This is a genomic window from Arthrobacter liuii (assembly GCF_014639275.1).
In the GTDB taxonomy this organism is placed as follows: Bacteria; Actinomycetota; Actinomycetes; order Actinomycetales; family Micrococcaceae; genus Arthrobacter; species Arthrobacter liuii.
Genome location: NZ_BMFW01000004.1, coordinates 103285 through 128848, shown reverse-complemented (window position 1 = coordinate 128848; position 25564 = coordinate 103285). Strand labels below are relative to the sequence as shown.

The following is a 25564-nucleotide window of genomic DNA, read 5'->3' as shown; positions in this document are numbered from 1 at the left end:
ATGCGAAGGGAATCAGCGAATTACTTCGCGTCCTTCTCCTCGGCTGCGGGAGCTTCAGCAGTTTCCTCAGCGGCCGGAGCCTCTTCGGTTGCAGCTTCTTCAGCAACAGGAGCCTCAGCAGCTTCGGTCTCCACGACCTCAGCCTCGGGGGCTTCCTCGGCGGCCGGAGCAGCCTTGGCAGCGTCGCGCTTGGTGGCCTGGGTAGCCTCGGCTACGACGGCCTGCTTTGCGGAAACCGGCTCGAGGACCAGTTCGATGACAGCCATGGGAGCGTTGTCGCCCTTGCGGTTGCCGATCTTGGTGATGCGGGTGTAGCCGCCGTCGCGGTTCTCCACAGCCTGGGCGATGTCGTTGAACAGCTCGTGGACGACGCCCTTGTTGCTGATCAGGCCGAGAACGCGGCGGCGGGAAGCGAGGTCGCCGCGCTTGGCGAAGGTGACCAGGCGCTCTGCGTACGGCTTCAGGCGCTTGGCCTTGGTCACCGTGGTGGTGATCCGTTTGTGCTCGAACAGGGATGCTGCCAGGTTCGCGAGCATGAGGCGCTCGTGAGCCGGGCCGCCTCCGAGGCGCGGACCCTTAGTGGGGGTAGGCATAATTGTTTCTCCTCATGTGGAAGCCGTGGGCGGCACACCATGGTGCTGCCCGCCGGCCAAGGTCTGGTTTAGAGTTCGTCGTCGCCGAACGCGGCGTCGTCCTCTTCGATTGCTGCGGCGCGTGCTGCGAGGTCAAAACCGGGAGGCGAGTCCTTGAGGGACAGGCCCAGTTCAACCAGCTTTGCCTTGACCTCGTCAATGGACTTGGCACCGAAGTTGCGGATGTCCATCAGGTCAGCCTCGGAGCGGGCAACGAGTTCACCCACGGTGTGGATGCCCTCACGCTTGAGGCAGTTGTAGGAACGGACGGTGAGGTCCAGATCCTCGATCGGCAGTGCCATGTCGGCTGCCAGGGCAGCGTCGGTGGGCGACGGGCCGATCTCGATACCTTCAGCTGCGGTGTTCAGCTCACGGGCCAGACCGAACAGTTCCACCAAGGTGGTGCCTGCGGAAGCGACGGCATCGCGCGGGGCGATGGCCTGCTTGGTCTCGACGTCGACAATCAGCTTGTCGAAGTCGGTGCGCTGCTCAACACGGGTTGCTTCCACGCGGAAAGTAACCTTCAGGACCGGCGAGTAGATGGAGTCGACCGGGATACGGCCGATCTCTGCGTCGCCGGACTTGTTCTGAGCTGCCGAAACGTAGCCGCGGCCGCGCTCGATGGTCAGTTCGAGTTCGAACTTGCCCTTCGAGTTCAGCGTGGCGATGTGCAGATCCGGGTTGTGGAATTCGACGCCGGCCGGCGGAGCGATGTCCGCGGCGGTGACGACTCCGGGGCCCTGCTTGCGCAGGTAAGCCACGACGGGCTCGTCGTGCTCGGAGGAAACCGACAGGCTCTTGATGTTAAGGATGATCTCGGTGACATCTTCCTTGACACCCGGAACCGTGGTGAACTCGTGCAGCACACCATCGATCCGGATGCTGGTTACGGCAGCACCGGGGATGGAGGAGAGCAGGGTACGGCGGAGGGAGTTTCCGAGGGTGTAGCCGAAGCCCGGTTCCAGCGGTTCAATGATGAAACGCGAACGGTTTTCGGAGACTACCTCTTCGGAGAGGGTGGGGCGCTGTGCAATGAGCACTTAGGTTTCCTTTCGGCGAGCATCCGCTATATGACGCAACACAGGTGGTGGAAATTCGGTCTGAGACTTAACGCGCTGGGCTTGCCCGGGCCATCGCTGGTCCGGGCAAGCTCCTGCTGCGGAAAAGAATTAGACGCGGCGGCGCTTCGGCGGGCGGCAGCCGTTGTGCGCTGCGGGGGTGACGTCCTGGATGGAGCCAACCTCGAGGCCTGCGGCCTGCAGCGAACGGATTGCGGTTTCGCGTCCGGAACCCGGTCCCTTGACGAAAACGTCTACCTTGCGCATGCCGTGCTCCTGCGCACGCTTGGCAGCGGCTTCGGCAGCCATCTGGGCAGCGAACGGGGTGGACTTGCGCGAGCCCTTGAAGCCAACCTCACCGGAGGAAGCCCAGGAAATAACAGCGCCGCTCGGATCCGTGATGGAAACGATGGTGTTGTTAAAGGTGCTCTTGATGTGCGCCTGGCCAAGCGCGATATTCTTCTTGTCCTTCTTACGCGGCTTGCGAACCGCGCCACGAGTCTTCGGGGGCATTTTTTCTCCTACAGAAAGTTATTGGGGAAAGTCCGTAAATCCCGAGCGGGGATTTTAACGGGCCTTCTTCTTGCCGGCCACGGTACGCTTCGGGCCTTTGCGGGTACGTGCGTTCGTCTTCGTACGCTGTCCGCGTACTGGGAGGCCCTTGCGATGGCGGATACCTTCGTAGCTGCCGATTTCAACCTTGCGGCGGATATCTGCTGCTACTTCGCGGCGAAGGTCACCCTCAACCTTGTAGTTGCCTTCAATGTAGTCACGAAGTTCTACCAGCTGGGCGTCAGTCAGGTCCTTGACGCGAACGTCAGCGCTGATGCCAGTGGCAGCCAGGGTTTCGTGTGCACGGGTCTTGCCCACGCCGTAGATGTAAGTAAGCGCAATTTCCAGCCGCTTTTCGCGGGGAATGTCTACGCCAGCGAGACGAGCCATAGTGGCAGTGCTCCTTGATAAACCGGAGGTCGTAGGCAGTACACCCGCACGTTCAGTGCGGCCCCAGCCTCCGACCGGGGGTTAGCTGTCCGGACTCTTTCGAGCTCAATGTTCCAGATCAGCTTGTGCTGCCTTTATTTACTTGCGTGGGTTACAGCCCAGGATTTCCTTCAGGGAAGGAAATTAGCCCTGGCGCTGCTTGTGGCGCGGGTTCTCGCAGATCACCATGACCCGGCCATTACGGCGGATCACTTTGCACTTTTCGCAGATCTGCTTGACGCTCGGCTTGACCTTCATGGCATTCCTTTGCGTGTAGCAGTTGGTCAACTGGAGCAGCAGTCAGCTTGCGCTGCCGCCGCCCAGCAATTTACTTGTAGCGGTAGACGATACGACCACGGGTGAGGTCGTACGGGCTCAGCTCCACCACTACGCGGTCCTCAGGGAGGATTCGGATGTAGTGCTGGCGCATCTTTCCAGAGATGTGTGCCAGAACGATGTGCTTGTTGGTGAGCTCAACGCGAAACATCGCGTTAGGCAGCGCCTCGGTCACAACGCCTTCGATCTCAATGACCCCGTCCTTCTTGGCCATACCCTCCGCTAACTGTTGTTGCCGCAGCCCCGCCGGATTGCACCGGGCATGACCACGAACGTTTTTGTTGGATCGATTGCCGTCTCCAGGCCCAAAAGGGCGTGGCAGTCCAGACAACCAACAAACAACACTACTCTGGATCGCTGCAAAAGTTAAATCGGCCATAGTAGCCTACGCGGTGCGGTACGCACCATATTCGCCGGCTGGCGTGCTCACTGCTTCAGCACTGGCAACACCGTCCAGGATGGCCAAACGGACGACGTCGGCTGCCGCACTTTGCAAGGTGATGAGGCCCAGTTGCCGGGCAGCATCGTCCGAGCGGTCGAGCGCCACGGCGCCAGTTGCGAGGCAAAACACAGTGTCTCCGTCAGCCAGGGTATGGCTCGGATTCAAAGCCCGGGCAATACCGGCATGGGACGCAGCGGCCGTCCGCTTGCACTCAGCCACGTCGAGAACGGCATCGGTGGCCACGACGACAAGAGTTGTGTTGAGCGGGGCGCCGTGACTGGTTTCCCACCCAGCAGCCGGGAGCCCGAGTGCGTTGACTATGGCCAGGGCTGCGACCACCACGCCGTTCTCCAGGGTGATTGATGCTGTTCCCACTCCGCCCTTGAACTGGCCCCTGCCGATGAGCGCGCCGGTGCCGGCGCCAACGTTGCCGCGTCCGACGTCGTGCCCGTCCGTTTGTGCTGCCGCGGCGGCTGTTGCCGCGTAGCCCATGTCCGGCGTAGGCCGTGCGGAGAAGTCGCCTCCCCTGCCCAGGTCGAAGATCGCGGCGGCAGGGACGATGGGCACCACTCCCCCGGGAACGGCGAAGCCCCGGCCGTTCTCCTCGCACCAGCGCTGCGCTCCTGCCGCAGACGCCAGCCCGTAGGCACTGCCGCCGGTGAGCACCACGGCGTCCACGGTGCTGACAAGGGTTGTGGGGTCGAGTGCATCGGTTTCATGCGTGGCCGGCCCACCGCCCTGGACGTCCACCGAACCCACCGTTCCCGGTGGCGGAAGGACCACGGTGACCCCGGTCAGCCAGCCGCCGCCGGACTTCTGGACGTGGCCCACACGGATGCCCGGGACGTCGGTAATGGTTCCCATGCCCCCATTCTCCCTCCGGGGCTGTTGATGGGCCCGACAAAAACCTTGCGTTTAGTTCGCCCCAACATTTCGTGAACAGAAACTAAAGGCTGGGCCAAATCTCTTGGCGAATCCGGCTTTGCGGCGAACCCGGCCCGGCACGTGTGGTGAAGTGAAAGTCAGCTCCCCCGTCCACGGGCTTTCCACCCTTTCCCGTTAGAGACCCATGACCGCTGATCTGACAAAGCCAAGGGCCGTCGTGCCCGCTGATTCCTTGACCCCAACCCCCGCACCCGTTCGCCGACGCCGCTGGTCTTCCCGGTCGCGCCGAGACGGCCTGGTGTTCCTGGCCCTGGCCCTGCCCAACCTGGCCCTCATAGCGACGTTCACCTACCTGCCGCTGATCAACAACATTTACTACTCCACATTGGACTGGACACTGGGTGCAGCCTCGGCCACCGTCGTCGGCCTGGACAATTACGTGGCGTTCTTCACCGGTCCTGACGCCGGCCGGGTATTGGGAACCACGGCCGTCTTTACCGTCGCCACGGTGGGCGGGTCCATGATCCTGGGCCTGCTGGTGGCGCTTGCGCTCAACACCAAAGTCCGGGGAACCACCTTTGCCCGCTCCGCGGTCTTTGCCCCCTACGTACTCTCAGGCGTAGGGGTGGGCCTCGTTTGGCTGTTCATCTTCGACCCGGGCTACGGCGTCCTTGCCTGGCTGCTCCGGGGAATCGGACAACAGAGCCCCCAGTGGATCAATGATCCGCAGCTCTCGCTGGCCATGGTGATCCTGGTCTATGTATGGAAGAACCTGGGGTACTGCGCCGTGGTGTTCCTTGCCGGGCTGCAGTCACTGCCGAAGGACGTGATGGAGGCCGCTTCCCTGGACGGGGCGAACGACGTCCGCCGCTTCATCAGCATGTCGCTTCCCCTCTTGTCCCCCACCACCTTCTTCCTGCTGATCACGACCATGCTGAGCTCGCTCCAGGCGTTCGACCTCATCCGGATCATGACACCGCTGGGGAACGGCACCAGCACCCTGATCTATGAGGCGTACCTCCAGGCCTTCGGTGCCTACAACCGGGCCGGTTACTCCGCTTCCGTTTCGGTGATCCTGTTCGCCATCCTGCTCATCATCACGGTGGTCCAGCTCCGCTTCGTTGAAAAAAAGGTGCATTATTCATGAGCGTGCGTCCCTTCAGCCGCGCAAACCTCGCCGCCACCGTGACCACCGGCTACCTTCCGCTCGCGCTTTCCGTGCTGGTGGTCTTCCTTCCGTTGCTGTGGATGGTCCTCAGCTCGTTCAAGCAGCCCGGGGAAATCGTCACCGTGGACCTCAAGGTCCTGCCCGAAAGCCTAAACCTGGAGAACTACCGGGTTGCCATGACCACTGTCCCGTTCGGGCAGTTCTTCTTCAACAGCACAGTGGTCACCGTGGTGGGCTCCAGCATCAAAGTGGTCCTCGCGATCCTGACTGCGTACGCCCTGGTTTTCGTCCGCTTTCCCTTTAAGAAAGCCATCTTCGTTCTGATCCTTGTTGCACTCATGGTTCCACCGCAGGTGGCCATCCTGCCCAACTACATCCTGATCGCAGGGTTGGGCGGCAAGAACACACTCTGGGGCATCATCCTCCCCGGCCTGGGCACGGCCTTCGGCACCTTCCTGCTGCGCCAGCACTTCCTGACCTTGCCCGTTTCCATCCTTGAGGCCGCAGAGATCGACGGCGCCGGACACTGGCGGCGGCTGTGGCGGGTGGTGGTGCCGGTCTCCCTGCCGTCCATCGCCACTGTTGCCCTGGTGACCGTGGTCAGCGAATGGAACGACTACATTTGGCCGCTCATCATCACGGACAAACCGGAGAGCATGACCCTGCCGGTTGGGCTGACCCTGCTGCAGAACTCCGAAGGCAACGGTGCCGGCTGGGGCATCATGATGGCCGGCGCCGTCCTCGTCATCCTTCCCATCCTGGTGGTGTTCGCCATGCTGCAGCGCTACATCGTGGCCGGCCTGACGCAGGGAAGTGTCACCGGCTGATCAAGCCGGCCCCCGCCGTCGTTCCCTGCTCTTTTCCTCCTCCGCATCAAGCCGGTTGCCGGGCTGCCCCCGCAACACCGCCGCCGGCCCCATAGAAAGGCATCACCATGGCACGAAACATCCTTACCTCGCCGGTGGACCGGCGGCTCTTCCTCTCCCTGGCCGGCGCCGGGGCAGGCGCCGCGGCCCTCACCGCCTGCGGTGGCCCGTCCACCTCGACAGGAGCCAAGCCATCTGCCGCAGCGCTGGACTTCGACGGTGTCAAGCCGGCCGCGTCCTTCGACTTCTGGTCCAACCACCCTGGAAAGTCGCAGGACGTGGAAAAGAGCATGATCGATAAGTTCCAGGCCAAGTACCCGGACATCAAGGTCAACCTGGTCACGGCGGGAGCCAACTACGAGGAAATTGCCCAGAAGTTCCAGACGGCGCAGGCCGCAAAATCTGGCTTGCCCGCTCTTGTGGTCCTCTCCGACGTTTGGTGGTTCCGCTACTACCTGAACGAAAGCATCATTCCGCTGGACTCGCTCATCAAGCAGCTGGACGTCAAGCTTGGTGACTTCCGCAGCTCGCTGGTGGACGACTACAAGTACGACGGCCAGCAATGGGCACTCCCCTACGGCCGGTCAACCCCGCTGTTCTACTACAACAAGGACCACTTCGCTGCCGCCGGGCTCCCGGACCGGGCGCCAGCCACCTGGCAGGAGTTCGCCGGCTGGGCTCCCAAGCTCAAGGCTGCTTCCGGCGCCAAGTACGCCTTCATGCATCCGGCCCTTGCCGGGTACGCGGGCTGGACCCTGCAGAACAACTTGTGGGGCGAGGGTGGCGCCTGGTCCAAGGGCTGGGACATTACCTGCGATTCCCCCGAATCGGTAGCCGCCCTCCAGGCTGCGCAGGATTCCGTGTACAAGGACGGTTGGGCGGGGGTGTCCTCGAAGGAATCGGCTGACGATTTTGCCGCCGGACTGGCCTCCGCCACCTTGTCCTCCACCGGTTCGCTGATCGGCATCCTGAAGTCCGCGTCCTTCAACGTGGGCGTCGGGTTCCTGCCGGGTGGCTCCAAAGCCAAGACGCAGGTCTGCCCGACCGGTGGCGCGGGCCTGGGCATCCCCAGCGGGGTGACGCGTGAAGAACAGCTCGCGGCAGCCATGTTCCTGCAGTTTGTCACGGAACCGGAAAACACCGCCGAGTTCTCGGCAGCCACGGGCTACATGCCCACGCGCACTTCAGCCGACATGACGGCAGTGCTGGCCAAGACGCCGCAGATCAAGACCGCCATGGACCAGCTGGCCGTGACCCGGGTCCAGGACAACGCGCGCGCGTTCCTTCCCGGCGCCGACCAGGAGATGGCCAAGGCGGCCGCGAAGATCCTCACCCAGCAGGGCGACGTCAAGGCCACCATGGCTGAGCTGAAGACAACGCTCGAAGGGATTTACACCAAGGACGTCAAGCCGAAGCTGAAGGCCTAGCCTTCGACGCGAAAGCCCTGGCACACCCCGTTTCGGGGGTTGCCAGGGCTTTTGCGTATCGCGGCGGAAGGGGCGCGTCCCCTTACGGGATGGGCACGGGGGTGACGCCGAGGGGCACCAGGTGCTCCGCGCCGCCGTCGGGCGCTGAAAGCACCCAGATGCCCTTTTCGTGTACTGCCACGGAGTGCTCCCACTGGCAGGAGCGCTTGCCGTCGGTGGTCACCACGGTCCAATCGTCCGCCAGGACTGCGGTGTCAATGCTGCCCCGGACCAGCATGGGCTCAATGGCAAGGCACAGGCCCGGCTTGATTTTGGGGCCGCGGTGGTTGGTGCGGTAGTTCAGGACGTCGGGGGCCATGTGCATTTCGGAGCCGATGCCGTGGCCCACGTAATCCTCCAGGATGCCCAGCGGCTTTCCGGGGACGGAGGACACGTAGTCGTCGATGGCTGCGCCGACGTCGCCCACGTGGGTGCCGCTGGCCAGTGCCGCGATCCCCCGCCACATGGCGGCCTGGGTGACGTCGGAGAGCCTCTGGTCCTCGGGATCGGCATTGCCCACGATCACGGTGCGTGCGGAGTCCGAGTGCCAGCCGTTGACGATCGCCCCGCCGTCGATGGAGATGATGTCGCCGTCCTGCAGGACACGGCTGCCGGGGATGCCGTGCACCACTTCCTCATTGACGGACGTGCAGATGGTGGCCGGGAAGCCGTGGTAGCCAAGGAAGTTGGACTTGGCGCCGGCGTCGTTGAGGATAGCGGCGAAGATCTCGTCGAGATGCTTGGTGGTGACCCCCGGCACCGCGGCGGCAGCAGCGGCATCCAGTGCACGGCTGAGGACCAGGCCGGCCTCGTGCATGGTGCGCATCTGGGCGTTGTTCTTGAATTCGATGCGGGGCTGGCCGAAGGCCATGGTGTGTCCTTTCAAATAGCTGAGGCTCCTCCCGGATGCCGGGAGGAGCCTCGATAAACCGGGCGCCTTTGGTCAGGCTGCCTGTGCGGCCTTGATGGCCTGCATCACGCGGTTGGTTACTTCGTCGATGGGACCGATCCCGTCAACTTGGGTGAGGATGCCGCGCTCGGCGTACTTCGCCACCACGGCTTCGGTCTGCTGGTGGTACAGGTCCAGGCGGTGGCGGATGACGGCTTCGTTGTCGTCGCTCCGGCCCGTTTCCTTGGCCCGGCCCAGGAGGCGGTGCACCAGTTCCTCGTCGTCGGCAGTCAGCTGCAGCACCACGTCGAGCTTCTCGTCGCCGTCGGCGAGGATCTCGTCAAGGTAGTCCACCTGCGCGGTGGTGCGCGGGTAGCCGTCCAGCAGGAAACCGTTCTGGACGTCGGACTCGCTCAGGCGGTCGCGGACCATCTTGTTGGTCACGCTGTCCGGAACGAAGTCGCCGTTGTCCATGTACTTCTTGGCCTCGAGGCCCAGCGGGGTCTCACCCTTCACATTGGCACGGAAGATGTCGCCGGTGGAGATGGCCACAACGCCGAGGCGTTCTGAGATCCGCTCTGCCTGCGTTCCTTTTCCGGAACCGGGGGGTCCGATAATCAGCATTCTCGTCATCGCAAAAGCCCTTCGTAGTGACGTTGTTGTAGCTGCGCATCAATCTGCTTTACGGTCTCCAAACCAACGCCCACCATGATCAGGATCGAGGTGCCACCGAACGGGAAGTTCTGGTTGGCGTTGATCAGTACCAGTGCCACCAACGGGATCAGTGCCACGAAGCCCAGGTAGAGGGCGCCGGGCAGGGTGATCCGTGAGAGCACGTACTGCAGGTAGTCAGCGGTCGGCCTGCCGGCGCGGATACCTGGAATGAAGCCGCCGTACTTCTTCATGTTGTCTGAGACTTCTTCAGGGTTGAAGGTAATCGCGACATAGAAGTAGGTGAAGAACACGATCAGGAGGAAGTAAACCGCCATGTAGATCGGGTGGTCACCGCGGGTGAGGTTGTTGTTGATCCACTCAACCCACGCTGGCATTGGCTCGCCGTTCCGGGGCTGGTTGAACTGCGCGATCAGCCCGGGAATGTAGAGCATGGAAGAAGCGAAGATGACCGGAATGACGCCGGCCATGTTCACCTTGATGGGAATGTAGGTGCTGGTGCCGCCCACGGTGCGCCGGCCGATCATACGCTTGGCGTACTGGACCGGAATGCGCCGCTGCGACTGTTCCACGAAGACCACCAGGGCCACCGTAAGCAGGCCCACGGCCAGGACAAGGAAGAATGTTCCCGGTCCCTGCGACGTCCAGATCGCACCGAGTGAGGTGGGGAACTGTGCAGCGATGGAGGTGAAGATGAGCAGCGACATGCCGTTGCCCACGCCCTTCTCCGTGACGAGTTCGCCCATCCACATGATCAGCCCGGTGCCGGCCGTGAGCGTGATGATGATCAGGATGGTGGTAATGATGCTGGTATCCGGGATCACCGGCAGCTGGCAGCCGGGAAGTAGTTGCCCGGAGCGGGCAAGGGATACCAGGGTGGTGGCGTTGAGCAGGCCGAGCGCAATGGTGAGGTAGCGGGTGTACTGGGTCAGCTTGGACTGGCCCGACGCGCCCTCGTCGTAGAGCTCCTGGAACCGGGGAATGACCACCCGGAGCAGCTGGACGATGATGCTGGCCGTGATGTAGGGCATGATGCCCAGGGCGAAGATGGACACCTGGAGCAACGCGCCGCCGCTGAAGAGGTTAACGAGCTGGTACAGCCCACCGGCGGTCTGACCGTTATGCAAGCATTGCTGGACATTCTGGTAGTTCACACCTGGCGAGGGAATGAAAGCACCCAAGCGGAATATGGTGATGATTCCCAGCGTGAACAACAACTTGCGTCGCAGATCAGGCGTGCGAAAGGCCCGGCCAAATGCGCTTAGCAAGCGTCCTCCTGTGGTGTCAATAAGAGTGGGGTGGGGGATTCCATAGATCCCGACAACCGAGTCTAACGGTTCTACACGCCATGCGAACAATCCGGGCCAGCGCGCATGCGCCGGGTGGCGGGAAAAATTCGCCCGGCGGATGTGAAAAACTCCCGGTATCCGGGGCCGAAGCCCACGGATACCGGGAGTCCAACAGCTGGCGCCGTCCCTTTAGAGGGCGGTGGTGCTTCCGCCTGCTGCGGCGATCTTTTCAGCGGCGCTGGCCGAGAATGCGTGGACGGTGACGTCAACCTTGACGGTGATGTCGCCGGTGCCCAGCACCTTGACGGGCTGGTTCTTGCGAACGGCACCCTTTTCGACCAGGTTCTCCACGGTGACTGCGCCACCTTCCGGGAACAGCTCGTTGAGCTTGTCCAGGTTTACAACCTGGAACTCAACCCGGAACGGGTTCTTGAAGCCGCGCAGCTTCGGCAGGCGCATGTGCAGCGGCAGCTGGCCGCCGGCAAAGCCAGCCTTCACCTGGTAGCGGGCAGCCGTACCCTTGGTACCGCGGCCGGCGGTCTTACCCTTGGATGCCTCACCACGACCAACACGGGTCTTGGCGGTCTTGGCACCCGGAGCGGGACGCAGGTGGTGAACCTTCAGGGTGTTCTGCTTCTCAGCAGCCTGTGCCTTATCAGCAGTGTTCTCTGCCATTTACTTCGCCTCCTCTACCTTTACCAGGTGCGGAACCGTGTTGAGCATCCCAACGGTCACGGCGTCGGCGGTGCGGACAACGGTGTGTCCGATCCGCTTCAGGCCGAGGGACCGCAGGGTGTCGCGCTGGTTCTGCTTGCCGCCAATGGCGGACTTGATCTGAGTGATTTCCAACTGAGCGTCGGAGGGGACCAGGTTCTTAGCCATGACTAAACACCTGCCTTCGGAGCCAGGAGGGCCTTCACCAGTGCCTGGGGGGCGATCTCGTCGAGGGGCAGGCCGCGGCGTGCTGCCACAGCTGCCGGCTCTTCGAGGCGCTTCAGGGCATCAACGGTCGCGTGAACGATGTTGATGGCGTTGGAGGAACCGAGCGACTTGGAGAGGATGTCGTGGATGCCCACGCACTCCAGTACTGCACGGACCGGACCACCGGCGATAACACCGGTACCGGCGGAAGCCGGACGCAGCATTACGACGCCGGCAGCGGCCTCACCCTGAACCCGGTGCGGGATGGTGTTGCCAACGCGGGGAACGCGGAAGAAGGACTTCTTGGCCTCTTCAACGCCCTTGGCGATAGCAGCGGGAACTTCCTTGGCCTTGCCGTAGCCCACGCCGACCATGCCGTTACCGTCACCAACGACGACCAGTGCGGTGAAGCTGAAGCGACGACCACCCTTGACGACCTTGGAAACGCGGTTGATGGTGACAACGCGCTCTACGAACTGGTTCTTTTCGGCTTCGCGGCCACCATCGCGGCCGCCACGGCCACCGCGGTCGCCGCGGCCCTGGCCACGGTCGCCACGCTCGCCACGACGGGCGCCACCACGGCGGTCGTCGGCAGCGGGGGCAGTGGTCTCAGCAGCTGCGGCTTCGGGGGCCTTCTGATCTGCAGACACAGTGTCCTTTTCCTTGTTTGCTTCGGTCACAGTGACAGCCCACCTTCGCGTGCACCGTCAGCGACGGCGGCAATCCGGCCGTGGTACTTGTTACCACCACGGTCGAACACGACAGCCTCGACGCCGGCAGCCTTGGCACGTTCGGCAACGAGCTCGCCGACGCGCTTGGCCTTGGCAGTCTTGTCACCATCGAATGCACGAAGGTCAGCTTCCAGGGTGGACGCGCTTGCTACGGTCTGGCCAATGGTGTCATCGACAACCTGGACAAATACGTGGCGTGCGGAGCGGTTGACCACCAGGCGGGGGCGGACAGCCGTACCGGAAATGCGCTTGCGGATACGAAGCTGGCGGCGGCTGCGACCAGCAGCCTTGCTCTTGTTCGTACGCTTCTTGTTAATGGAGATGGCCATGGGTTACTTACCAGCCTTTCCGACCTTGCGGCGGATGACTTCGCCGGCGTAACGGATGCCCTTGCCCTTGTACGGGTCAGGCTTCCGCAGCTTGCGAATGTTGGCAGCAACCTCGCCGACCTGCTGCTTGTTGATACCTGAGACAGAGAGCTTGGTCGGCCCCTCTACTGCAAAGGTGATGCCGGCCGGAGCCGAAACGTTGACCGGGTGGCTGTAGCCAAGAGCGAACTCAAGGTCAGATCCCTTGGCCTGAACGCGGTAACCGGTACCGACGATTTCAAGCTTCTTCTCGTAGCCTGCGGTGACGCCCTGGATCATGTTGGCGATCAGGGTGCGGGTCAGGCCGTGGAGCGAACGGGAGGCGCGCTCGTCGTTCGGGCGGGTGACGGTCAGGGTGTTCTCGTCCAGGGCAACCTCGATGGGGCTGGCCACAGTGTGGGTCAGCTCCCCCTTGGATCCCTTGACGCTGACGACAGAGCCGTCAACCTTGACCTCAACGCCGGCAGGAACGGTGATGGGGAGACGTCCAATACGTGACATTATTCTCTTCCTTTCCCGTTACCAGACGTACGCGAGGACTTCGCCGCCCACGCCCTTCTTGCCGGCCTGCTTGTCAGTCAGGAGGCCGGAAGAGGTGGACAGGATAGCGATACCCAAGCCACCGAGCACGTGCGGGAGGTTGGTGGACTTCGCGTAAACGCGGAGACCCGGCTTGGAGATGCGGCGTACACCGGCGATGGAACGCTCGCGGTTCGGACCGAACTTGAGGTCCAGGGTCAGCTTCTTGCCGACCTCGGCGTCCTCTTCCTTCCAGCCGGCGATGAAACCTTCGGCCTTGAGGATGTCGGCAACGCGTGCCTTGAGCTTGCTGTAAGGCATAGACACGGAGTCGTGGTATGCCGAGTTTGCGTTACGCAGGCGCGTAAGCATATCTGCGACAGGATCTGTCATTGTCATGTGGGCTCATGCCCTTCCTCATAACGGTTTCCGCCGTTCCGTCCCTTGGGGAGCGGAGCGGCCGGACCTTTTACGTAGTTAATTAAGCTTCGGTTTTGAACGGGAAACCCAGCGCCTTGAGCAGCGCGCGGCCTTCGTCATCGGTCTTGGCAGTGGTCACAACCGTGATGTCCATACCGCGGACGCGGTCGATCTTGTCCTGGTCGATTTCGTGGAACATAACCTGCTCGGTCAGACCGAAGGTGTAGTTGCCGTTGCCATCGAACTGCTTGCCGCTGAGGCCGCGGAAGTCGCGGATGCGGGGCAGGGCCAGGGTGACCAGGCGATCCACGAATTCCCACATACGGTCGCCACGCAGGGTCGCGTGTGCTCCGATGGGCATGCCTTCGCGCAGCTTGAACTGAGCGATCGACTTGCGGGCCTTGGTAACCTGCGGCTTCTGGCCGGTGATCTGGGTGAGGTCGCGGACAGCGCCGTCGATCAGCTTGGAGTCCTTGGCGGCATCTCCAACACCCATGTTCACAACAACCTTCACCAGGCGGGGTACCTGGTTCACGTTCTCGTACTTGAATTCATCCTGCAGTGCTGCCTTGATGGATTCGGCGTACTTGGTCTTCAGACGAGGAACGATCTTCGTTGCCGGAGTCTCGAGAGTCTCAGTCATTAGATGTCCTTCCCGGAGCTCTTGGACACGCGGACACGGACGGTCTTCTGGACACCGTTCTTCTCCACAGTGTCGAAGCGGAAGCCCACACGGGTCGGCTTCTTGGTCGACGGGTCAACCAGGGCCACGTTGGAAATGTGGATCGGGGCCTCTACGACCTCGATGCCGCCGGTCTTGGTGCCGCGCTGCGACTGTCCAACCCGGGTGTGCTTGGTGACGCGGTTGATACCCTCAACCAGCACGCGGTTGGTGTCGGTGAATACGCGCAGAACCTTGCCCTGCTTGCCGCGGTCGCCGCCGCGCTCAGCCTTGGCGCCAGTGATGACCTGAACCAGGTCACCCTTCTTGATCTTTGCAGCCATGGACTAGAGCACCTCCGGAGCCAGAGAAACGATCTTCATGAACTTCTTGTCACGCAGTTCACGACCAACCGGTCCGAAGATACGGGTACCGCGGGGGTCACCGTCGTTCTTCAGGATCACAGCTGCGTTCTCGTCAAACTTGATGTAGGAACCATCCGCACGGCGGCGTTCCTTCTTGGTACGGACGATGACGGCCTTGACCACATCGCCCTTCTTTACGTTGCCGCCCGGGATTGCATCCTTGACGGTGGCGACAATGACGTCACCGATGCCTGCGTAGCGACGGCCGGATCCACCGAGAACGCGAATGGTAAGGATTTCCTTAGCACCCGTGTTGTCGGCGACCTTCAGTCGCGACTCCTGCTGAATCACTATTTACTCCTTGCGTCGCGCCGGTTCTCAGGCCGTGGTCTTGCTACGGAATGAGCCTTGCGGAACGGTTGATCGGGGTGTCTCTTGACCTGCCTGGATTTTGCCAGACCAGGCCTAAACGCCCGTGCCAGAAGCAGTTGCTCCCATCCGGCCCGGAACGGATCCCGAGGCGCACAGGGGCACTGTGCTGTGGCACGCTTGTTTACGAGGTTGATGACGGCGCGCAGAAGGCGCCATACAAACTCAATATCCTAGCACGTTTTCCGCCAGTCCCCATATCACCAGTAAGCACCGGCCCGCAAGCAGGGCCGGACGTACGACGGCGTGACGCAGGGCAGCGTTTCGGCCCACCAAAGGTGCCACTCCCCTGCCAGTCCAGGCGCCGTCGTCCGCTGCCGCTAAAAGCTGCCTGGCGTGACGCGTGGGTTAAACGAGGAAGCCCCCGCTCCCGGAAGGGAGCAGGGGCAACAGCTAAGCAGCAGGTGCTACTTGGCCTTCTCGAGGATTTCCACGAGCCGCCAGTTCTTGGTGGCGGACAGTGGACGGGTTTCGGCGATGACAACGAGGTCGCCGATGCCGGCGGTGTTCTCTTCGTCGTGGGCCTTGACCTTGGAGGTACGGCGGATGACCTTGCCGTACAGTGCGTGCTTTACGCGGTCCTCAACCTCGACAACGATGGTCTTTTCCATCTTGTCGGAGACCACGTAGCCGCGACGCGTCTTGCGGTAACCGCGCTCCCCAGCCTTGGCGGCGGTAGCAGTTTCCGTCACGTTCTCGTCCTTTTCACTCACTTGGCATCCTCCTCGGTCTCAACCGCTTCAGCCTCTTCGGCCTTCTTGGTTGCAGCCTTCTTGGACTTCTTTTCTTCCTTGGCTTCCACAACCGGTGCGGCAACCTCGGCACGAATGCCCAGCTCGCGTTCGCGGAGAACGGTGTAGATGCGGGCAATGTCCTTCTTTACTGCACGCAGGCGACCGTGGTTCTCCAGCTGTCCGGTGGCGGACTGGAAACGCAGGTTGAACAGCTCTTCCTTGGCCTTGCGGAGTTCTTCAACGAGACGCTCGTTGTCGAAACCGTCCAGCTGCGCGGGAGCCAGATCCTTGGATCCTACTGCCATTTCTACTCACCACCTTCGCGACGCACAATGCGTGCCTTCAACGGCAGCTTGTGGATTGCCAGGCGCAGGGCCTCGCGAGCTACCTCTTCATTGACACCGGAGAGTTCGAAAAGAACCCGGCCCGGCTTGACGTTTGCGACCCACCATTCCGGTGAACCCTTACCGGAACCCATGCGGGTTTCGGCCGGCTTCTTGGTCAGGGGACGGTCCGGGTAGATGTTGATCCAGACCTTACCGCCACGCTTGATGTGGCGGGTCATCGCAATACGGGCAGATTCGATCTGACGGTTGGTGACGTATGCCGGGCTCAGAGCCTGGATACCCCACTCACCGAACGAGACCTCAGTGCCGCCCGTGGCAGCGCCGGAACGACCCGGGTGGTGCTGCTTACGGTGCTTGACTCGACGTGGGATAAGCATTTAAGCCTGTCCTCCTTCTGCTGCTGCAGGTGCAGCTTCAGCTGCCGGAGCTTCGGCAGCTGAAGCTGCGTCAGCGGCCGGGCGGTCGTTGCGACGGCGGCGGTCACCGCGGTCAGCGCCACCCGGACGGCCGGGACGCTCGCCACGGCCACCGCGGGACGGTGCGGCAGCAGCCTGTGCGGCCAGTTCCTTGGCGGTGACGTCACCCTTGTAGATCCAAACCTTCACGCCAATGCGGCCGAAGGTGGTCTTGGCTTCGTAGAAGCCATAGTCGATGTTCGCGCGGAGCGTGTGCAGGGGCACACGGCCTTCGCGGTAGAACTCCGAGCGGGACATTTCAGCGCCACCCAGGCGGCCCGAGCAGGCGATACGGATGCCCTTGGCACCTGCACGCTGTGCGGACTGCATGGCCTTCTTCATGGCACGGCGGAATGCCACGCGGGAAGTCAGCTGCTCTGCAACGCCCTGGGCCACAAGCTGGGCTTCCATCTCGGGGTTCTTGACCTCGAGGATGTTCAGCTGGACCTGCTTGCCGGTGAGCTTTTCGAGCTCGCCGCGTATGCGGTCTGCTTCTGCTCCACGGCGGCCGATGACGATGCCCGGACGTGCCGTGTGGATGTCCACGCGGACGCGGTCACGGGTACGCTCGATCTCGACCTTGGCGATACCGGCGCGCTCCATGCCGGTGGACATGAGCTGGCGGATGCGGATGTCTTCGCGAACGAAGTCCTTGTACCGCTGTCCGGCCTTGGTGCTGTCAGCGAACCAGTGCGATACGTGATCGGTGGTGATGCCGAGTCGGAACCCGTGCGGGTTTACTTTCTGTCCCACTTAGCGAGCCTCCTCTTTCTCCGGGGTAGCGACTACCACGGTGATGTGGCTGGTGCGCTTCTTGATCTGAAATGCACGACCCTGGGCACGCGGCTGGAACCGCTTCATGGTCGGGCCTTCATCAACAAACGCTTCGCTGATGATGAGGTCGCCTTCGTCAAACGCCACGCCGTCGCGGTCCGCGAGGACCCGGGCGTTGGAGATTGCCGACTGAACTACCTTGAATACCGGCTCCGAAGCTGCCTGCGGGGCAAACTTCAGAATTGCCAGAGCCTCATTCGCTTGCAAACCACGAACAAGGTTGACGACGCGCCGGGCCTTCATAGGCGTTACGCGGATGTGGCGCGCAATTGCCTTGGCTTCCATTGCTTTCCTTCTCTCGTCTTTGACGTAAGCGCAGGCGCCTAGCGGCGCTTGCCCTTACGGTCGTCCTTGACATGGCCGCGGAATGTCCGCGTGGGAGCGAATTCGCCGAGCTTGTGCCCGACCATCGACTCAGTGACAAACACCGGGATGTGCTTGCGTCCGTCGTGAACGGCGATCGTGTGCCCGAGCATGTCGGGGATGATCATCGAACGGCGGGACCAGGTCTTGATGACGTTCTTGGTGCCCTTTTCGTTTTCCCTGGCTACCTTCACAAAGAGGTGCTGGTCAACGAAAGGACCTTTTTTCAGGCTGCGTGGCATGTGTCCAGGCTCCTATCGCTTGTTCTTGCCAGTACGACGGCGACGCACAATAAGCTTGTCGCTCTCTTTGTTGGGGCGGCGGGTGCGGCCTTCACGCTTACCGTTGGGGTTGACGGGGTTACGTCCACCGGACGTCTTACCCTCACCACCACCGTGCGGGTGGTCAACCGGGTTCATGGCGACACCACGGACGGTCGGGCGGACGCCCTTCCAGCGCATACGGCCGGCCTTGCCCCAGTTGATGTTCGACTGCTCGGCGTTGCCCACCTCGCCGACGGTCGCGCGGCAGCGCACGTCAACGTTGCGGATTTCACCGGAAGGCAGGCGCAGCTGGGCGAAGCGGCCTTCCTTGGCAACAAGCTGGATGGATGCGCCGGCGGAGCGGCCCATCTTGGCGCCGCCACCGGGACGCAGTTCCACTGCGTGGATGACGGTACCCACCGGGATGTTGAGCAGGGGCAGGTTGTTACCGGGCTTGATGTCAGCACCGGCACCTGCCTCAACAACGTCACCCTGGGAGAGCTTGTTGGGAGCGATGATGTAACGCTTGGTGCCATCAACGTAGTGGAGGAGGGCGATGCGAGCCGTGCGGTTCGGATCGTACTCGATTTCGGCAACGCGGGCGTTGACGCCGTCCTTGTCGTGGCGACGGAAGTCGATCAGACGGTACTGGCGCTTGTGTCCACCACCCTTGTGGCGGGTGGTGATCTTACCGGTGTTGTTACGGCCGCCCTTCTTGGGCAGCGGACGTACCAACGACTTTTCCGGCGTCGACCGCGTGATTTCGATAAAGTCCGCTACGCTCGAGCCACGACGGCCCGGTGTAGTCGGCTTGTACTTACGGATTCCCATAATTTATTTCCTCGTTAAAGTGGTCTCCGCTACGCGAGCGGACCGCCGAAGATGTCGATGGTGCCTTCTTTGAGGGTGACAATCGCACGCTTGGTGTTCTTGCGGGTACCCCATCCGAATTTGGTGCGCTTGCGCTTACCGGCACGGTTGATGGTGTTGATCGATTCGACCTTGACGGAGAAGATCTTCTCCACGGCCAGCTTGATCTCGGTCTTGTTCGAACGGGGGTCCACCAGGAAGGTGTACTTGCCCTCGTCGATCAGCCCGTAGCTCTTTTCCGACACGACGGGTGCAAGCACGACGTCGCGGGGATCCTTGATGGTGGCTGCACTCACTTGGCATCCTCCTCGTTCTTAGCTGCCTTAGCGGCAACGAATGCGTCGTAAGCAGCCTTGGTGAAGACAACGTCATCTGAGACGAGAACGTCGTAGGTGTTCAGCTGGTCTGCGTACAGAACGTGAATGCCGGCGAGGTTGCGCACGGACAGTGCAGCAACGTCGTTATCGCGCTCGATGACGACCAGCAGGTTCTTGCGGTCGGACACACCGCGGAGCGTTGCCAGGGCGGTCTTGGCGGAGGGCTTGGCGCCTTCAACCAGTTCTGCGACAACGTGGATGCGACCGTTGCGGGCCCGGTCAGAGAGTGCGCCGCGCAGTGCAGCAGCAATCATCTTCTTGGGGGTGCGCTGGCTGTAGTCACGCGGGGTGGGACCGTGGACAACGCCACCGCCGGTCATGTGGGGAGCACGGATGGAACCCTGACGGGCGCGGCCGGTGCCCTTCTGCTTGAACGGCTTGCGTCCTGCACCGGAAACTTCAGCGCGGGTCTTGGTCTTGTGGGTTCCCTGGCGGGCAGCAGCGAGCTGGGCAACGACGACCTGGTGCAGCAGGGGCACGTTGGTCTGAACGTCGAAGATCTCTGCAGGCAGGTCAACCTGGACAGTGTTAGCCATTGAACTAGGCTCCCTTCACGGCGGTACGTACGAAGACGACCTGGCCGCGGGCACCGGGAACGGCACCCTTGATCAGGAGCAGCGACTTCTCGGCGTCAACCGCGTGAACCGTGAGGTTCAGCGTGGTGTGACGCACGGCGCCCATGCGGCCGGCCATTTTCATGCCCTTGAAGACGCGGCTCGGGGTGGATGCGCCACCGATTGAACCGGGCTTACGGTGGTTCTTGTGGGCACCGTGGGAAGCTCCAACGCCGTGGAAGCCGTGACGCTTCATAACACCGGCGAAGCCCTTACCCTTGGTGGTGCCGATGACGTCGATCTTCTGGCCGGCTTCGAAGAGCTCTACGGAGAGCTCCTGGCCCAGCTCGTACTCGGCAGCATCTGCGGTACGGAGTTCGACGACGTGGCGGCGAGGCGTGACGCCTGCCTTTTCAAAGTGACCAGCCAGCGGCTTGGTGACTTTGCGGGGATCGATCTGGCCGTAGCCGATCTGAACGGCGACGTAGCCATCAACTTCTGCGTTGCGCAGCTGGGTGATGACGTTCGAGTCTGCCTGGACCACAGTGACGGGGATGAGCTTGTTGTTCTCGTCCCAGACCTGGGTCATGCCGAGCTTCGTGCCCAGCAGGCCCTTTACGTTACGGGTTGCGGTCATAGTCTCTCAGCACCTCCCTACAGCTTGATTTCGATGTTCACGTCAGCCGGCAGGTCGAGACGCATGAGCGAGTCAACAGCCTTCGGCGTGGGATCGATGATGTCGATAAGACGCTTGTGCGTGCGCATTTCGAAGTGCTCGCGGCTGTCCTTGTACTTGTGCGGAGAGCGGATCACGCAGTACACGTTCTTCTCCGTGGGCAGCGGCACGGGGCCAACTACCGTTGCGCCTGCGCGCGTGACCGTCTCAACGATCTTCCGTGCTGAAACGTCAATGACCTCGTGGTCGTATGACTTCAGCCGGATGCGGATTTTTTGTCCCGCCATGTCGCCTGACTCTCTTTCAGTCTGTGCTTCCCCGGTTTAGGGCTGCCCTGTTCACTTACACGTTGTATGGCTGCCGAAGCATTTGAGGTCGTAACCACCATCCGCCGCACAAGCTGAATCCGGATGAATCCGGGTTCCTCACCTTGCCGGCGTAACCGACCCCCGCGGTCGGGCGTGTCGCACTAGGCGCACATGTAGATCCGCAGTTCCTTGGGGGTGGGTTATGTTTGGTCTTCAGCTTGGACCCTGCACCCGGCATTATCCGGATCGGGACGCGAAGAAGCGCTTGAACAACTCACCTAGTATGCCGGAAAACCACAGCAGATGCGAATCGGCTCCTGATTGTCGCCCAGCAGAGCCATTGCCGTGGACCGGAACCGGCCGGATGATAGGGGCATGACCCTGGAAGACACCGAATCGGTGACCGAACTGGCCGGACGCGTGCCGCCGTCGTTTACCCTTGGCGTCGCGGCTGCGGCGTTCCAGATCGAAGGCGCACTGAGGGCCGGGGGCCGCGGGCCGTCGGGATGGGATGCCTTCGTGGAGAAGCCCGGTACCATCCAGGATGGCCACTCCCCCGCGGTCGCGTGCGACCACTACAACAGGTCCCCGGAGGACGTGGCACTCCTCAGGGAATTGGGCGTGGACTCCTACCGGTTCTCGCTGTCCTGGCCGCGCATCCAGCCTGACGGCCAACGCGGGTTCAATGCCCAAGGCCTGGACTTTTACGACCGCCTGATCGATCAACTCCTTGATGCCGGCATTTCGCCCATGGCCACCCTTTACCACTGGGACACGCCTTTGCCCCTGGAACACCGCGGCGGCTGGCTGAACCGGGACACAGCTGAGCGGTTTGGTGAGTACGCGCGTGCTGCCGGTGAGCGGTTCGGGGACCGGGTGGCGCAATGGGTCACCCTCAACGAACCTGTATCAGTCACGCTGAACGGCTATGCCCTGGGCGTGCACGCCCCGGGCCGCCGATTGATGTTCGAGGCCCTTCCCGCCATCCACAACCAGCTCCTGGCGCACGGGCTCGGCGTGCAGGCGCTGCGGGCCGCCGGGGTATCGGGCGGCATCGGCCTGACCAACCTGCACTCCCCCGTCAGGCCGGCTACCCGCAAGTTCGGGGACCGGCTCGTCGCCCACCTGTACGATCTGCTGATGAACCGGCTCTATGCAGACCCCGTCCTGCTGGGCCGGTACCCCTCGCTGCCGCTGTACGCCAAGCCCTGGCTGCGCTCCATCGGCAGGATCTCCGACGCGGACCTCAAGACAATTCACCAGCCCCTGGATTTCTACGGGCTGAATTACTACTTCCCGGTCAAGGTGGCACTGGGGCCGGGCATCACCCCCCTGCCGGCCGACACGCACCAGGAACTCGCCAAGCTGCCCTTCCACGAGGTGGGCTACCCGGAGTACGGCAGCACTGGATTTGGGTGGCCGGTGGCGCCGGAACACCTGGGCGTCCTGCTGCAGGAAATGCGCGACCGGTACGGGCAGGCCCTGCCGCCGGTGTACATCACCGAGGGTGGGGCGAGCTTCCCCGAACCCGACCGGGTCTCGGAGACACTTGAAGACGCGGACCGGGTGGAGTACCTTGCCGCGCATCTGGGGGCTGCGCTTGAGGCCACCGCTCCCGGCGGACTGGCGGAGGGCGTGGACCTGCGCGGCTACTACGTGTGGACGCTGATGGATAACTTCGAGTGGGCAGCCGGCTACTCACAGCGTTTCGGCCTGGTGCACGTGGACTTCGATTCGCTGGAGCGCACCCCCAAGCGGTCCTTCTACTGGTATCAGGCGCTCTCCCGGGCACGCGCCGGCATGGAATACTGACGGCGCTTAGCCAGCCACTCAGCCATGTCCCGCCAATGTCAGGAAGATCAAGACGCAGTTCAGGCCGACTATGAGCGTGGCGCTGGTCCATCCGGCGATCCGCAGCGGTTTTGAGTCGGCGTGGATGCCCATCACCTTGCGGCTGCCGGTCAGCCGGATCAACGGAATCAGCGCGAACGGAATACCAAAACTCAGGAGGACCTGGCTGAGGACCAGCGCCAGCGTAGGTTCTATGCCGGCACCCAGGACCACCAGCGCCGGGACCAGGGTGACAGTCCGGCGGACCAGCAGCGGAATCCGAACCTTCAGCAGCCCGCCCATGACGGTGGCCCCGGCATAGCAGCCCACCGACGTGGACGCCAGTCCCGAGGCCAGGAGGCCTACAGCAAATACGACGCCGACAATTGGCCCCAGTGCCGATGTCACGGCCGCGTGCGCCCCGGCGATGGTGTCAGTCCCCTCCACGCCGCGAAGGCTTGAGGCTGCCAACAACAGCATGGCGATATTGACTATCCCGGCGAGCAACAAGGCTCCGGCGACATCCACGCGGGTAGCCCGGATCAGCCGCGTTCTGACCGCCGGGTCCTCCGAGAAGCCGTGGCGGTCCCGGGCAAGAGCCGAGTGCAAGTAGATGGCGTGCGGCATGACGGTGGCGCCGAGCATGCCGGCCGCGAGCAGGACGGTATCGGTTCCCTCGAACCGGGGCACAAGTCCGGCGAGGGCGCCGCCTGCGTCCGGCGGACTGACGAAAAGGCCGGAGACGAACCCTACGGCGATGACGCCCAGCAGGGTCAGGATTGCGAGTTCGAAAGACTTTTGGCTGCGGTGCGACTGCAGCGCCAACAGGAGCATGGAGGCCAGGCCAATGATGACTCCGCCCGTGAGCAGCGGCAGGCCGAACAACAGGTTGAGCGCAACTGCACCGCCGATCACTTCGGCCATGTCCGTGGCTCCGGCAACGATTTCGGCCTGGACCCAGTACGCGCGGCGTCGGCGGGGGCCCAGGCGTTTGCCGAGTATCTCCGGCAGGCTCATCCCGGTGGCAAGTCCAAGCTTGGCGGACTGGTACTGGATCAGCACGGCCATGGCATTGGCAGCAACGAGAACCCACACCAGCAGGTATCCGAAATTGGCCCCGGCGGTCAGGTTCGCGGCGACGTTTCCCGGGTCGACGTAGGCGATTGCGGCGACAAAGGCGGGCCCGAGCAGGAGCAGGCGTGACCAGCCCTTGGTAGGAGCGGATTCCGCTGCCAGTGTTGAAGCAGCCATGGCATGTCCTCGTCGTTGCGGGCATCAATACAACGAGGATACCGCGAATTTAGGCAGACCGAAAAATACTTTTAAGGCATGCCAGCAGGTCCGGGACGCTACTGGTTCTTGTTTGCCCTGTTGATGCGCTTGGCCCGGTCGATCTCGTGCCGGAAATTCCTTTTGACCCAGAACACACCGGCCACAACGGCAACCGCGATGATCAGGAAGATAAGCCATCCCATGATGATCTCCTTTCAGTGCTGCAACAGTATCAGGGGGCCCTTTAACAAAAGAACGGCCCCGCTGCCTGAAGCAGCGGGGCCGTCCTAAAAGCTCAGCAAGTACTACTTGATGATCTTGGTAACGCGTCCCGAACCAACGGTGCGGCCGCCTTCGCGGATTGCGAAGCCGAGGCCCTCTTCCATAGCGATGGGCTGGATGAGCGCAACGGTCATCTCAGTGTTGTCGCCAGGCATAACCATTTCCGTGCCCTCGGGCAGGGTGATAACGCCGGTTACGTCAGTGGTGCGGAAGTAGAACTGCGGGCGGTAGTTGGAGTAGAACGGGTTGTGACGTCCGCCTTCGTCCTTGGAGAGGATGTAGACGTTGGCTTCGAAGTCGGTGTGCGGGGTGATGGAACCCGGCTTGACGACAACCTGGCCACGCTCGACATCGTCGCGCTTCAGACCGCGGAGCAGGAGGCCACAGTTCTCGCCGGCCCATGCTTCGTCGAGCTGCTTGTGGAACATCTCGATACCGGTAACCGTGGTCTTCTGGACCGGGCGGATGCCGACGATCTCGACCTCGGAGTTGATGGCGAGGGTTCCACGCTCGGCGCGGCCCGTAACAACGGTGCCACGGCCGGTGATGGTGAAGACGTCCTCGATCGGCATCAGGAACGGCTTGTCGCGGTCACGTACGGGGTCCGGAACGGACTCGTCGACAGCAGCCATCAGGTCCTCAACGGACTTGACCCACTCCGGGTCGCCTTCCAGGGCCTTCAGGCCGGAAACGCGGACAACCGGAGCGTTGTCGCCGTCGAAGCCCTGCGAGCTCAGGAGCTCACGAACTTCCATTTCGACGAGGTCGAGGAGTTCCTCATCGTCGACCATGTCAGCCTTGTTCAGCGCAACCAGCAGGTAGGGAACGCCAACCTGGCGGGCGAGCAGAACGTGCTCGCGGGTCTGAGCCATCGGGCCGTCGGTAGCGGCAACCACGAGGATTGCGCCGTCCATCTGGGCAGCACCTGTGATCATGTTCTTGATGTAGTCAGCGTGGCCGGGGGCGTCAACGTGTGCGTAGTGACGCTTCTCGGTCTGGTACTCCACGTGGGAGATGTTGATGGTAATACCGCGCTGACGCTCTTCGGGTGCAGAGTCGATCGACGCGAAGTCGCGCTTCTCGTTGAGAGTCGGGTACTTGTCGTACAGCACCTTGGAAATGGCGGCCGTCAGCGTCGTCTTACCATGGTCAACGTGACCAATGGTGCCGATGTTGACGTGCGGCTTAGTCCGCTCGAACTTTGCCTTTGCCACAGGTTCCTCCTAGAACGTTTTCAAATGACATACCCTCCTGCCGCACTTGTCGCGGCAGAAACTCAGGTAAGTCTACTTGGGGGGCTT

37 protein-coding genes are annotated in these 25564 nt (G+C 62.5%); 4 read left to right on the top strand and 33 right to left on the bottom strand.

Annotation, left to right across the window (positions count from 1 at the left end; all coding sequences use genetic code 11):
• Positions 1 to 20: 20 nt before the first annotated feature.
• The 7 genes from rplQ to IEW19_RS06470 all read right to left on the bottom strand — a co-directional run bounded on the left by rplQ (position 21) and on the right by IEW19_RS06470 (position 4313).
• Positions 21 to 593, bottom strand: a complete 573-nt coding sequence (gene rplQ, locus IEW19_RS06500) for a 50S ribosomal protein L17 (protein WP_188570842.1) — start codon at positions 591 to 593, stop codon at positions 21 to 23.
• A gap of 68 nt (positions 594 to 661) precedes the next feature.
• On the bottom strand, positions 662 to 1672 hold the full coding sequence (locus tag IEW19_RS06495; protein ID WP_013601812.1) for a DNA-directed RNA polymerase subunit alpha: 1011 nt from the start codon (positions 1670 to 1672) through the stop codon (positions 662 to 664).
• A 129-nt stretch (positions 1673 to 1801) separates the two neighbouring features.
• The gene (rpsK, locus tag IEW19_RS06490; protein ID WP_018760435.1) at positions 1802 to 2203 is read right to left on the bottom strand and encodes a 30S ribosomal protein S11; all 402 of its coding nucleotides are present in this window, start codon (positions 2201 to 2203) and stop codon (positions 1802 to 1804) included.
• Positions 2204 to 2257: 54 nt separating this feature from the next.
• Entirely contained in the window at positions 2258 to 2632 is a 375-nt protein-coding gene (rpsM, locus tag IEW19_RS06485; protein ID WP_028275004.1) for a 30S ribosomal protein S13, read from the bottom strand.
• 183 nt (positions 2633 to 2815) lie between these two features.
• On the bottom strand, positions 2816 to 2929 hold the full coding sequence (gene rpmJ / locus IEW19_RS06480; RefSeq protein WP_009358722.1) for a 50S ribosomal protein L36: 114 nt from the start codon (positions 2927 to 2929) through the stop codon (positions 2816 to 2818).
• Between the two features lie 70 nt (positions 2930 to 2999).
• Entirely contained in the window at positions 3000 to 3221 is a 222-nt protein-coding gene (gene infA, locus IEW19_RS06475) for a translation initiation factor IF-1 (protein ID WP_009358723.1), read from the bottom strand.
• Between the two features lie 171 nt (positions 3222 to 3392).
• Positions 3393 to 4313 (bottom strand): P1 family peptidase, encoded by a 921-nt coding sequence (locus tag IEW19_RS06470; RefSeq protein WP_188570841.1) that lies wholly within the window; start codon positions 4311 to 4313, stop codon positions 3393 to 3395.
• A 205-nt stretch (positions 4314 to 4518) separates the two neighbouring features.
• Here IEW19_RS06470 and IEW19_RS06465 point away from each other — a divergent pair, with 205 nt between their 5' ends.
• From IEW19_RS06465 to IEW19_RS06455, 3 genes are all read left to right on the top strand, one after another.
• On the top strand, positions 4519 to 5481 hold the full coding sequence (locus IEW19_RS06465; protein ID WP_188570840.1) for a carbohydrate ABC transporter permease: 963 nt from the start codon (positions 4519 to 4521) through the stop codon (positions 5479 to 5481).
• On the top strand, positions 5478 to 6329 hold the full coding sequence (locus IEW19_RS06460; RefSeq protein ID WP_188570839.1) for a carbohydrate ABC transporter permease: 852 nt from the start codon (positions 5478 to 5480) through the stop codon (positions 6327 to 6329). Before IEW19_RS06465 ends, IEW19_RS06460 begins: the two co-directional genes overlap by 4 nt.
• A gap of 107 nt (positions 6330 to 6436) precedes the next feature.
• Entirely contained in the window at positions 6437 to 7795 is a 1359-nt protein-coding gene (locus tag IEW19_RS06455) for an ABC transporter substrate-binding protein (protein WP_188570838.1), read from the top strand.
• A gap of 82 nt (positions 7796 to 7877) precedes the next feature.
• Here the strand turns inward: IEW19_RS06455 and map are convergent, their stop codons facing one another.
• The 23 genes from map to rpsJ all read right to left on the bottom strand — a co-directional run bounded on the left by map (position 7878) and on the right by rpsJ (position 20858).
• Entirely contained in the window at positions 7878 to 8705 is an 828-nt protein-coding gene (map, locus tag IEW19_RS06450) for a type I methionyl aminopeptidase (RefSeq protein WP_188570993.1), read from the bottom strand.
• 72 nt (positions 8706 to 8777) lie between these two features.
• Complete coding sequence (locus tag IEW19_RS06445) at positions 8778 to 9347, bottom strand: adenylate kinase (protein WP_188570837.1); 570 nt, start codon at positions 9345 to 9347, stop codon at positions 8778 to 8780.
• Positions 9348 to 9352: 5 nt separating this feature from the next.
• A complete protein-coding gene (gene secY / locus IEW19_RS06440; protein ID WP_188570836.1) occupies positions 9353 to 10663 on the bottom strand; it encodes a preprotein translocase subunit SecY in 1311 nt (436 codons plus the stop codon).
• A 210-nt stretch (positions 10664 to 10873) separates the two neighbouring features.
• Entirely contained in the window at positions 10874 to 11359 is a 486-nt protein-coding gene (rplO, locus tag IEW19_RS06435) for a 50S ribosomal protein L15 (RefSeq protein WP_188570835.1), read from the bottom strand.
• Positions 11360 to 11566, bottom strand: a complete 207-nt coding sequence (gene rpmD / locus IEW19_RS06430; RefSeq protein WP_009358731.1) for a 50S ribosomal protein L30 — start codon at positions 11564 to 11566, stop codon at positions 11360 to 11362. It lies immediately after the preceding gene.
• Between the two features lie 2 nt (positions 11567 to 11568).
• Positions 11569 to 12285, bottom strand: coding sequence for a 30S ribosomal protein S5 (gene rpsE / locus IEW19_RS06425; protein WP_188570834.1), 717 nt, complete (start codon positions 12283 to 12285; stop codon positions 11569 to 11571).
• A complete protein-coding gene (gene rplR, locus IEW19_RS06420; protein WP_159631366.1) occupies positions 12282 to 12665 on the bottom strand; it encodes a 50S ribosomal protein L18 in 384 nt (127 codons plus the stop codon). Before rplR ends, rpsE begins: the two co-directional genes overlap by 4 nt.
• Positions 12666 to 12668: 3 nt before the next feature.
• On the bottom strand, positions 12669 to 13205 hold the full coding sequence (gene rplF, locus IEW19_RS06415; RefSeq protein ID WP_188570833.1) for a 50S ribosomal protein L6: 537 nt from the start codon (positions 13203 to 13205) through the stop codon (positions 12669 to 12671).
• An 18-nt stretch (positions 13206 to 13223) separates the two neighbouring features.
• Complete coding sequence (gene rpsH, locus IEW19_RS06410; RefSeq protein WP_015937843.1) at positions 13224 to 13622, bottom strand: 30S ribosomal protein S8; 399 nt, start codon at positions 13620 to 13622, stop codon at positions 13224 to 13226.
• Positions 13623 to 13704: 82 nt separating this feature from the next.
• On the bottom strand, positions 13705 to 14286 hold the full coding sequence (gene rplE / locus IEW19_RS06405; RefSeq protein WP_188570832.1) for a 50S ribosomal protein L5: 582 nt from the start codon (positions 14284 to 14286) through the stop codon (positions 13705 to 13707).
• Positions 14286 to 14648, bottom strand: coding sequence for a 50S ribosomal protein L24 (gene rplX, locus IEW19_RS06400; protein WP_188570831.1), 363 nt, complete (start codon positions 14646 to 14648; stop codon positions 14286 to 14288). Before rplX ends, rplE begins: the two co-directional genes overlap by 1 nt.
• A 3-nt stretch (positions 14649 to 14651) precedes the next feature.
• A complete protein-coding gene (gene rplN, locus IEW19_RS06395; protein WP_003803789.1) occupies positions 14652 to 15020 on the bottom strand; it encodes a 50S ribosomal protein L14 in 369 nt (122 codons plus the stop codon).
• Positions 15021 to 15505: 485 nt separating this feature from the next.
• Positions 15506 to 15811, bottom strand: coding sequence for a 30S ribosomal protein S17 (rpsQ, locus tag IEW19_RS06390; RefSeq protein ID WP_018760451.1), 306 nt, complete (start codon positions 15809 to 15811; stop codon positions 15506 to 15508).
• Positions 15808 to 16137 (bottom strand): 50S ribosomal protein L29, encoded by a 330-nt coding sequence (rpmC, locus tag IEW19_RS24110; protein ID WP_188570830.1) that lies wholly within the window; start codon positions 16135 to 16137, stop codon positions 15808 to 15810. Before rpmC ends, rpsQ begins: the two co-directional genes overlap by 4 nt.
• Positions 16138 to 16139: 2 nt before the next feature.
• Complete coding sequence (gene rplP / locus IEW19_RS06380) at positions 16140 to 16556, bottom strand: 50S ribosomal protein L16 (protein ID WP_015937848.1); 417 nt, start codon at positions 16554 to 16556, stop codon at positions 16140 to 16142.
• Entirely contained in the window at positions 16557 to 17387 is an 831-nt protein-coding gene (gene rpsC, locus IEW19_RS06375; RefSeq protein WP_188570829.1) for a 30S ribosomal protein S3, read from the bottom strand.
• Positions 17388 to 17753 (bottom strand): 50S ribosomal protein L22, encoded by a 366-nt coding sequence (gene rplV / locus IEW19_RS06370; RefSeq protein ID WP_009358304.1) that lies wholly within the window; start codon positions 17751 to 17753, stop codon positions 17388 to 17390. It abuts the gene before it with no gap.
• A gap of 38 nt (positions 17754 to 17791) precedes the next feature.
• Positions 17792 to 18073 carry a 30S ribosomal protein S19 gene (gene rpsS / locus IEW19_RS06365; protein ID WP_003803803.1) on the bottom strand — a complete coding sequence of 94 codons (282 nt, stop codon included), beginning with the start codon at positions 18071 to 18073 and terminating at the stop codon, positions 17792 to 17794.
• A gap of 12 nt (positions 18074 to 18085) precedes the next feature.
• Positions 18086 to 18925, bottom strand: coding sequence for a 50S ribosomal protein L2 (gene rplB, locus IEW19_RS06360; protein WP_026264302.1), 840 nt, complete (start codon positions 18923 to 18925; stop codon positions 18086 to 18088).
• Between the two features lie 29 nt (positions 18926 to 18954).
• Entirely contained in the window at positions 18955 to 19260 is a 306-nt protein-coding gene (gene rplW, locus IEW19_RS06355) for a 50S ribosomal protein L23 (RefSeq protein ID WP_011692807.1), read from the bottom strand.
• The gene (gene rplD, locus IEW19_RS06350) at positions 19257 to 19877 is read right to left on the bottom strand and encodes a 50S ribosomal protein L4 (protein WP_188570828.1); all 621 of its coding nucleotides are present in this window, start codon (positions 19875 to 19877) and stop codon (positions 19257 to 19259) included. Before rplD ends, rplW begins: the two co-directional genes overlap by 4 nt.
• A gap of 4 nt (positions 19878 to 19881) precedes the next feature.
• Positions 19882 to 20532, bottom strand: coding sequence for a 50S ribosomal protein L3 (rplC, locus tag IEW19_RS06345; protein WP_188570827.1), 651 nt, complete (start codon positions 20530 to 20532; stop codon positions 19882 to 19884).
• Positions 20533 to 20549: 17 nt separating this feature from the next.
• On the bottom strand, positions 20550 to 20858 hold the full coding sequence (rpsJ, locus tag IEW19_RS06340) for a 30S ribosomal protein S10 (RefSeq protein WP_003803825.1): 309 nt from the start codon (positions 20856 to 20858) through the stop codon (positions 20550 to 20552).
• Positions 20859 to 21254: 396 nt separating this feature from the next.
• Here rpsJ and IEW19_RS06335 point away from each other — a divergent pair, with 396 nt between their 5' ends.
• Positions 21255 to 22691, top strand: coding sequence for a GH1 family beta-glucosidase (locus tag IEW19_RS06335; RefSeq protein WP_188570826.1), 1437 nt, complete (start codon positions 21255 to 21257; stop codon positions 22689 to 22691).
• 18 nt (positions 22692 to 22709) lie between these two features.
• Here IEW19_RS06335 and IEW19_RS06330 read toward each other — a convergent pair whose 3' ends face one another.
• The 3 genes from IEW19_RS06330 to tuf all read right to left on the bottom strand — a co-directional run bounded on the left by IEW19_RS06330 (position 22710) and on the right by tuf (position 25477).
• Entirely contained in the window at positions 22710 to 23960 is a 1251-nt protein-coding gene (locus IEW19_RS06330; protein ID WP_188570825.1) for an Nramp family divalent metal transporter, read from the bottom strand.
• Between the two features lie 98 nt (positions 23961 to 24058).
• Positions 24059 to 24184 (bottom strand): hypothetical protein, encoded by a 126-nt coding sequence (locus IEW19_RS23900; protein ID WP_256371453.1) that lies wholly within the window; start codon positions 24182 to 24184, stop codon positions 24059 to 24061.
• Positions 24185 to 24286: 102 nt separating this feature from the next.
• The gene (gene tuf, locus IEW19_RS06325) at positions 24287 to 25477 is read right to left on the bottom strand and encodes an elongation factor Tu (protein ID WP_018760460.1); all 1191 of its coding nucleotides are present in this window, start codon (positions 25475 to 25477) and stop codon (positions 24287 to 24289) included.
• Between the last annotated feature and the right edge of the window lie 87 nt (positions 25478 to 25564).